Raw genomic sequence first — 5,338 nt, 5'->3', positions numbered from 1 at the left:
GACCGGGACCGTGCCGCGCAAGCCCGTCTGAACTCAGCCCGGATTGCTGCCCGGCCTCGCGGACAGGCCGGGCAGCGCTCGACGCGCGTCCGAGAGCCCGACCGGCTCGTGGCCGCGCGCCCCGTACCAGCAGGAACCAACGAGACGACCATGCGCACGAACCTGACCATCCTGGCCCTGCTGTCGCTGATCGGCGCGGTGGCTCCCGCCGCGGCACAGACGACCGTCACCGGCAATCCGGCCACGGGCGGCGCCTCCAGCGCGACCTCCGGCAGCCAGAACGCGGTCACGCGCCCCAACACCGATCACGCCGTGAGCGGCAGGCCGGGCGGTCCCGGCGCCGTCAAGCTGGAGCCGGGCGCGAACAGCTTCACCGAAGGCGAAACCCGCCGCCGGCTGGAGCAGGCCGGGTTCAAGGAGGTCAAGGACCTCAGGAAGGACGACCAGGGCATCTGGCGCGGCATGGCAACCCGGGACGGCAAACCCACTCGTGTCGGGCTCGACTTCAAGGGGAACGTGGCCGCCCCGTAGGCGCTCCGGCGCGCCAATCCCCTCCATCCTTCGGGAGTGATCTGATGACGACGCGGACCCTCACGGCCATCTACGACCGCTACGAAGACGCCGCGGATGCGGTGACGAAGCTCGAAGCGGCCGGCGTGCCGCACCAGGACATCAGCCTGGTCAGCAACAAGCAGGACCCCGCCACGGGCACCCACGCCGACGCGGGCGAGCACGCCGCGAGCGGCGCGGGCACCGGGGCCACGCTCGGCAGCGTGCTCGGTGGCGGGGCGGGCCTGCTGACTGGCCTCGGGTTGATGGCGATTCCCGGGGTCGGCCCGGTCGTGGCCGCGGGCTGGCTCGTGGCGACGTTGACGGGTGCCGGGATCGGCGCGGCGGCGGGCGGCCTCACCGGATCCCTGACCGGCGCGGGGCTGAGCGAGACCGACGCGCATGCCTACGCGGAGGGTGTCCGCCGGGGCGGGACGCTCCTCACCGTGCGTACGGATGAGGTGCGATCCGAGCAGGTCAGCGGCATCCTGGAGCAGCACGGCGCCGTCGACCTCGACGAGCGTCAGCAGGGCTGGAAGCAGGAGGGCTGGACCGGCTCGGGAGCGGGCGCGACCGCGTCCGACCCCATGGACGCCGACACCTCGACACGGGTCGGTTCGCCGGCCGCCGCCGGGTCCGTCGCGGGTACGAGCGATGCCACGAACACCGCCACGAGCACCGCCACGAGCACCGCTTCGTCACCTGCTGGCGAGCAGGCACATGGGGCACGCCGGGTGCGGGTGTACAACTACCCGGGATAGCGGGAACTCCTGGCGCCGGGGCGGGGCTGCCACGTCACAGGGCCAGCCTGGCGGACGAGTGACCCGTCCGGACCGATCCGGGCGGCTCGCGGGGGCCGGCCCGGCTCCCCGACAGGAGGGAGTAGGCGGCGGCCCGCCTGGGTGCCGGGGCCGCGCCGGGCCTCCTGCTCCTCCCGGTGCAGGAGGCCACCTCGGACGAGGCGCTGGCGCGACCCGGGCCGTGCCTTTCCTGCATCCAGGCCCGCCGCGACACATCTTCGGGAGCACGACACGTGCAGCCTCAGCCCTCCCGCATCGTACCCGGTCGCGCTTCAGGTGCCGAGGCGCCTCGTCGCCCCAAGCTGCCCAGGTCCTCGCGCCATCATCTCGGCAAGCAACTGGGGTTCTTCTACGACGTCCTCGTCGCCGAGCCGCTGCCTCAGTCACTGCTCGACCTGATCGGGCGCTTCGAAACCGCCCTGGCCCGGCAACCGAGCACGACCTCGAGCTTCCGCGAGGAGCTGCTGGCGGCGGTGCCGGCCTTGCGCACCTTTGCCATGTCGCTGACGCACGACGCCGCTCAGGCCGATGACCAGGTGCAGGACGCGCTGCTGCGGGCGTGGCAGAACCAGCACCGCTTCCAGCCGGGCAGTCATCTCATGGCGTGGCTGTTCACGATCCTGCGCAACAACTTCTACACGCAGTACCGCAAGCGGCGCCGTGAGGTGCAGGACGCGGACAGTGCCGCGGCCGGCCAGTTGACGGCGCTCGCGAGCCAGGAGGACGGGCTCGAGTTGCGTGCGCTCTGGGCGCGGCTGCGGGATCTTCCGCCGCCGCAGCGCGAGGCGCTTCTCCTGGTCGGGGCGCACGGGCTGACCTACGAGGCGGCTGCCGAGGTGATGGGCTGCCAGGTCGGGACGGTGAAGAGCCGCGTCAGCCGCGCCCGGGCGACCCTGGCCGCGGCGATGGGGTATGAGAGCGGGCACTGAAATACCGATAGGAGTTCGGGCCCATCGACACGGCGCCGCCGGCGCCGTGCGCGCAGAAGTGATTGCAACCTTCGGTGCCGCCGCCTCGGCTGGCGCATGATCGTCCGCCGCGAGGCCAGGATCGAACGCGTCGAGCGCCTCCGCCAGGCGGCTGCGCCCCGACCGGCGGCCGGAATCGTCCATGCCTTGCGCTGCCGCCCTGGCGATCGCCATCTGGGCATGGCAGGCCCGGCCACGATCATGATGGGAACTCGCGATGGATCGTCCGCGCAGTGTCGGGATGCCCTGGTATCGGGCGCAGGACTACTCCCGACTGCTCGAGGTCATGGAGGATGCCGACCGGCTCCCCGGCAGCCACGAAGCGTGGCGCCTCTCGGCCGAGCAGGTCGAGGGAGAGGTGAAGCGCAGTGGCGTGGCTGTCGTCCGGGTGGTGATCGAACCGGACGGGTTCGTCGCCTGGTGCACCGCACACGGGCTGCGGGCCAACGCTGCGTCGCGGGCACGGTTCGCGAATGAGAGTGCCGCGGACCCCGGGCTGGCTGCGGCGGCGCGGCCGTAGCCGATACGGTCCGGGAGAACCACGACGAGGAGCCGTGATCGGCGCACGCGTCGAAACTGCGCCGAGTGACGGCGGCGACGTGGGCGGTGGGATTGCTGCCGTCCGGAGTTCTGCTGCAAGTCGATGTTCTCCCCGCTCGCGACAGGGCGCACCGCACCATCTGCGGCTCCGCTTGACCTCCCGCAAGGCCGACCTCACCGCCGTTGCAACGAGAGCTAGAGAAGGCGATTCTCAGAACCTGTATCGGCTGGTACTCGGCACGTTCCCGAACCTTTGCCGCAGTAACGCAAATAAACTACAATAAATCATCATATGTCGGTTTTCTTAAGTTAACATTTGCGCTACCTTTTCATTATCATCAGTAGGTCTGAGACAGGTGCTGATGGCCGGGAGAGCCGTGCGCTTCCACCTGCAAGGCAAGCGGAAGCGGCGATGACTTCAGCTCCCAAACCTTCCATCGACATCCTCATCCGCAAGCTGGAGAGCATCGCTCCCCTGTCCGACGAGGAGCGGCGGGCGATCGAGGGTCTGTCCATCATGATCCGGCCTCTGAAGCCGGACCAAGACATCGTGCGGGATTATGACCGGCCCTCGCAGTGCTGCCTCATGCTGGAGGGCTGGGCCTGCCGCTACAAACTCCTCAGCCAGGGCAAGCGTCAGATCTTCTCGTTCCACGTCCCCGGCGACATCCCCGACCTGCAGAGCCTCCACCTGAACGTCATGGACCACAGCCTCTGCACCCTGACGCCAGCCACGGTGGCCTTCATCCCGCATCACGGCCTGCACGAGCTGACGGCGCGCTTTCCCCGGATCGCGGCCGCCTTCTGGCGCGACACCCTCGTGGACGCGGCCATCTTCCGCGAGTGGATGGTCGGCATGGGGCGCCGCTCGGCCGAGGAGGCGATCGCGCACCTGTTCTGCGAGATGTACCTCAAGCTCCAGGCGGTCGGGCTGGCTCAAAACCACATCTACCGGCTGCCGATCACCCAGTCGGACGTTGCCGACGCGCTCGGGCTCACGAACGTCCACGTCAACCGGGTGCTGAAGGAGCTGCGTACGAAGGGCTTGATCACCCTCATGGGCGGAACCTTGCAGGTCCACGACTGGACGGAACTGACCAAGCTGTGTGACTTTGATCCGACGTACCTCCACCTGGAACAGCAGCGGGCGGCATGAGCCTCCACCTTCAGCCCGTGCAGGTCGCCACGGGCAGCGACGACACCGAGAGCCAGCTGGTCTTCGCCGATGGCTTCCTGGTGGCCGTGCTGGTGCACCTCTCGGACGATCACGGCGATGAGGCCGGGATGTGGTTCCTGGAGGCAGGGTTCGGCCGGGTTGATGAGATCACCCCGCCCAAGTTCGCCGATCTGGAGGAGGCTCAGGCCTGGATCACGCGGCGGCTCCACGACAACGGCGTCGGTCGCCAACCAGCCCCAGGGTGACGATCAGGCCTGGCTCTCGGCCGGTCCCGCGATCAGCCGCGCGTACTCGGCCTCCGGCGCTCCGTAGGAGGCGCCTGCCGCCGCGAGCAGCGCCGCGCGGTCGCGGATCGTGATGATGCCGCGCTGCCGCCGGATCATCCCGGAGCGCTCGAACACCGACACCGCCGCCGTCAGGCCCGGGCGGTTGACCCCGAGCATCAGCGACAGGAACTGGTGCGTCGTCGGCAGCTCGTCGCCCTCGGTGCGGTCGTGGCACATCAGCAGCCAGCGCGCGAGGCGCTGCGGCAGCCGGTAGAGCGAGTTGGCGAGCGCCGTGCAGCCGATCTGGATCGTCAGGGCCTGGACGTAGCGCAGCAGCAAGGCGTGCAGGGTCGGGCTGCTGCGCAGCGCCGCCCGCAGGGCGTCCGCGTGCATGCACCAGGCGTAGCCGTTCGCCTGGACCCGGCCCTCGTGCGGCGTGCGGTCCGTGCCGAGCAGGACCGGCGTGCCGATCATCCCCTCGCGGCCGATGAGCGCGAGCTCGATCTGGCCGCCATCCGCCGCGAGGGCGATGCCGGAGAGGATGCCGTCCTCGACGAAGTAGACGCGCGGGATCGGCGCATGGGCCTTGATCAGCACCGCGCCGAGCCGCAGCGGCACGGTCGTGAGGTCGGGTTGCAGCAGGGCGAAGTCGGGCGGTGAGAGCGCGGCGAGGAGCCGGTTGTGACACGAACTCTGCATGGAAGTGGGCACGATCCCGTCCTTGTTGGGGCGGGAGCCAGGAACCCTCACCGCTTGCGCCCGATGCGTCTGCAAGCGACACCTCCTTCTAGCACTATAACGGTCCCCTGGCACTTATTTCGATCATAGGATGGAGCAGGCGTCTTTTTTCTGACCTAGCTTGTCGGATCTTCATCATTTGATCTGGGCCGATGCAGGACGCGCTGATCCGCAAGCTCGAGAGTTTCGAGACCTTGTCCGACCACGACCGCGCGGCCCTCGCCGCCCTGGTACCCCGTGTCAGGAAGGTGGGCGCACGGGTCGACCTGATCCAGGAGGGCGACGCGCCCGACAACGTCC

Annotated in this window: 7 protein-coding genes; 6 read left to right on the top strand and 1 reads right to left on the bottom strand. The window is 69.4% G+C overall.

Going from position 1 to position 5,338, the window contains the following annotated elements; genetic code table 11:
- Window positions 1-150 precede the first annotated feature (150 nt).
- The 6 genes from DT057_RS33885 (at window position 151) to DT057_RS33860 (ending at window position 4,279) form a co-directional block, all read left to right on the top strand.
- A complete protein-coding gene (locus DT057_RS33885; protein WP_128566397.1) occupies window positions 151-531 on the top strand; it encodes a hypothetical protein in 381 nt (126 codons plus the stop codon).
- Window positions 532-575: 44 nt separating this feature from the next.
- Complete coding sequence (locus tag DT057_RS33880; RefSeq protein WP_308220159.1) at window positions 576-1,310, top strand: general stress protein; 735 nt, start codon at window positions 576-578, stop codon at window positions 1,308-1,310.
- A 272-nt stretch (window positions 1,311-1,582) separates the two neighbouring features.
- A complete protein-coding gene (locus tag DT057_RS33875; RefSeq protein ID WP_238313968.1) occupies window positions 1,583-2,278 on the top strand; it encodes a sigma-70 family RNA polymerase sigma factor in 696 nt (231 codons plus the stop codon).
- A gap of 256 nt (window positions 2,279-2,534) precedes the next feature.
- Complete coding sequence (locus DT057_RS33870; RefSeq protein WP_128566396.1) at window positions 2,535-2,837, top strand: hypothetical protein; 303 nt, start codon at window positions 2,535-2,537, stop codon at window positions 2,835-2,837.
- A gap of 432 nt (window positions 2,838-3,269) precedes the next feature.
- On the top strand, window positions 3,270-4,013 hold the full coding sequence (locus DT057_RS33865) for a Crp/Fnr family transcriptional regulator (protein ID WP_128566395.1): 744 nt from the start codon (window positions 3,270-3,272) through the stop codon (window positions 4,011-4,013).
- Complete coding sequence (locus DT057_RS33860) at window positions 4,010-4,279, top strand: hypothetical protein (protein WP_128566394.1); 270 nt, start codon at window positions 4,010-4,012, stop codon at window positions 4,277-4,279. The genes DT057_RS33865 and DT057_RS33860 overlap by 4 nt, the downstream gene beginning before the upstream one ends.
- 3 nt (window positions 4,280-4,282) lie before the next feature.
- Here the strand turns inward: DT057_RS33860 and DT057_RS33855 are convergent, their stop codons facing one another.
- Window positions 4,283-5,011 (bottom strand): Crp/Fnr family transcriptional regulator, encoded by a 729-nt coding sequence (locus DT057_RS33855; protein ID WP_238313970.1) that lies wholly within the window; start codon window positions 5,009-5,011, stop codon window positions 4,283-4,285.
- Between the last annotated feature and the right edge of the window lie 327 nt (window positions 5,012-5,338).

The sequence above is a fragment of the Methylobacterium crusticola genome (assembly GCF_003574465.1).
GTDB classification, from domain to species: domain Bacteria; phylum Pseudomonadota; class Alphaproteobacteria; order Rhizobiales; family Beijerinckiaceae; genus Methylobacterium; species Methylobacterium crusticola.
The sequence above is the reverse complement of the archived record's forward strand: the minus strand, read 5'-3'. Positions and strand labels throughout refer to the sequence as shown.

Coding starts and splice junctions, on each gene's coding strand:
- DT057_RS33885 (WP_128566397.1), top strand. CDS start 151: ATGCGCACGAACCTGACCATCCTGGCCCTGCTGTCGCTGATCGGCGCG.
- DT057_RS33865 (WP_128566395.1), top strand. CDS start 3,270: ATGACTTCAGCTCCCAAACCTTCCATCGACATCCTCATCCGCAAGCTG.
- DT057_RS33860 (WP_128566394.1), top strand. CDS start 4,010: ATGAGCCTCCACCTTCAGCCCGTGCAGGTCGCCACGGGCAGCGACGAC.
- DT057_RS33870 (WP_128566396.1), top strand. CDS start 2,535: ATGGATCGTCCGCGCAGTGTCGGGATGCCCTGGTATCGGGCGCAGGAC.
- DT057_RS33880 (WP_308220159.1), top strand. CDS start 576: ATGACGACGCGGACCCTCACGGCCATCTACGACCGCTACGAAGACGCC.